The organism is Halostella sp. PRR32, from assembly GCF_034808085.1.
Taxonomy (GTDB): Archaea; Halobacteriota; Halobacteria; order Halobacteriales; family Natronoarchaeaceae; genus Halostella; species Halostella pelagica.
Genome location: NZ_JAXHGL010000083.1, coordinates 1 through 278, shown reverse-complemented (window position 1 = coordinate 278; position 278 = coordinate 1). Strand labels below are relative to the sequence as shown.

1 protein-coding gene is annotated in these 278 nt (G+C 67.6%); it reads right to left on the bottom strand.

The genetic code is table 11. The features are described from left to right. Positions 1-278 (bottom strand): AzlC family ABC transporter permease (locus tag SM753_RS20465; RefSeq protein WP_323192916.1); only part of this gene is annotated, 278 nt, incomplete at both ends.

Sequence of the window (278 nt, the reverse complement as noted above, 5' to 3'; positions counted from 1 at the left end):
CGCCCGGCAGCGAAGGCGCCGACAAAGGTGAGCAGGTTCCAGAAGACGTACACGCCCACACCCGTCAGCCAAAACCCTCGACGGCGCTCGGTTGGCTCGAGCTGTGCCATGGCCACCGCCACGGACTCATCGATGGTGATCTGCGCCGCCGCTGCTCGGCGCCACCACGGCCTTGGAGCCAGTTCGGCGTTCATCTGTGCCCCGTAGATGGCATTCCTCACCCCCATCAGCGAGGCTGCTGACAGCGCAGCCCAACCACCACCGGGCAGCGCGGCGAC